Annotated in this window: 2 protein-coding genes; one reads left to right on the forward strand and one right to left on the reverse strand. The window is 65.4% G+C overall.

The genetic code is table 11. The features are described 5' to 3' along the window. Positions 1-372: 372 nt before the first annotated feature. On the forward strand, positions 373-1,200 hold the full coding sequence (locus tag AC5RUJ_RS15940; protein ID WP_494127719.1) for an endonuclease domain-containing protein: 828 nt from the start codon (positions 373-375) through the stop codon (positions 1,198-1,200). Between the two features lie 155 nt (positions 1,201-1,355). Here the strand turns inward: AC5RUJ_RS15940 and AC5RUJ_RS15945 are convergent. Then, a partial coding sequence (locus AC5RUJ_RS15945) for an AMP-binding enzyme (RefSeq protein ID WP_494156205.1) occupies positions 1,356-1,661 on the reverse strand: 306 nt, incomplete at its 5' end.

Consider the following 1,661-nt stretch of genomic DNA (forward strand, 5'->3'; position numbering starts at 1 on the left):
GGCTCCCCCTTGGACGGACGCGGAACGCACCGGCGTCGGCCGGGGCTCCCCCTTGGACGGACGCGGAACGCACCGGCGTCGGCCGGGGCTCCCCCTTGGACGGACGCGGAACGCATCGTCGCCCGCGTCGAATGGCCGTGCGCCCTGCCAAGGAACGGGGGCTGCTGAACGTGACCAGTTGTCCACCTTCAGCAGGAACTGTCCGTGTCTTGGAGCGGGGTCTGGCGCTGACTAGGACAAACGCAGAAGCTTCCCGCAAAACGTGGAGAGTCCCGCGGCGTGGCCGGGTCTCTGCAGCCGGGCAGCAGCACGTTGTCCACAGGGAGTGCGGGGATCTAGCTGTCCGCCGCCGCAGCCTGCATGCTCGTGGTCATGGATGAGGTGATAGCTGGTTACGTTGAACGGCGCGGTGGAACACTCCCAACCGGCGAACTGGCGCGCTGCGGTTTCAGCCGAGACCAGATCAAGGCAGCCGTCAAGAACGGCGCGATCACTGTGCTCCGCCAAGGAATCGTCGGTACGGAGAAGGCCGATGCGAACGTACGCGTCGCCGTGCTGGCCAACGGATTGATTACCTGCATTTCAGCGGCTCGGGAACTGGGGCTTTGGACGATCAAAGACCCGGATCAACTGCACCTGTGGACGCTTCACAGCCGGCAGCCGCCGTCCACTGTGAAGCACCGGGGCGAATTGCTGGGGAGGCAGCGGCCTGGGAGCTATGTGAGCATTTTGGACTGCGTACTGCATGCCATCCGATGCAGGCCGCGGCTGGAGGCGTTGGTCGTAGCGGAATCGGCCGTGCGCAGGGGTGTCGTTACCAAAGCCGAACTGGTGGAGCGGCTTCCAGGCAAACGCAACGGCATGCGTCGGGCCGTCGTTCTGAGCATCGGTGACGACGCCGATTCGCCGCTCGAGATTATCGCCCGCGACCTGTTCCGCACGGTCGGGCTTCGGGTGGAAACCCAGGTGCCGGTCCAGGGGCTTGGACGAGTGGACATGGTGGTGGAAGGTTGCCTCATCATTGAGCTGGACGGGTTCGACTTCCACTGGAACCGGGCGACTTTCAAGAAGGACCGCAAAAGGAACAACGCGGGCATGCTCAGCGGGTTTCCAACATTGCGGTACGTGTACGAGGATCTCGTCTTCACGCCCCAGAACGTTGTCGCCGAGGTCATGACGATGTTGCGGCGTGTTGCCTGAGTGCGGGGTTCCCCGGAGTCATGCAGGCGGCAGGCCGGGTGTCCCAGTTCTGCAGCAACTGTCCACCTTTTGGAGCGGCCTCTGGCCCTGACTAGGAGAAACGCTCAGCGGTCCGCCGAAACATGGACAGCCCTGCCCGGTGAAGGCGGAAAACTTTACCGTGCGTCGCAGATGGCCTGGATCTGGGCGATGCACGGCTCGTTCTGCAGGCTGGTCGTGTCGCCCAGCTCCGTCCCCTCGAACAACTGGGTCAGCAGCCGGCGCATGATCTTGCCGCTGCGGGTCTTGGGCACGTCGGGGACGAACACCACGTCGCGGGGCTTGGCGATCGGCCCGATCTGCGTGGCAACGTGGTCCCGCAAGGCCGCAATTGTCGCGGCCTGCTTCGCAGTTTCCGCGGCCTGCGCGGCCGTCGCCGTTCCGGAGGCCGGACCGGCTTCCGGCTGCCCGGGGGCCGGCGC

This window comes from Arthrobacter sp. Y3223164 (assembly GCF_059091005.1).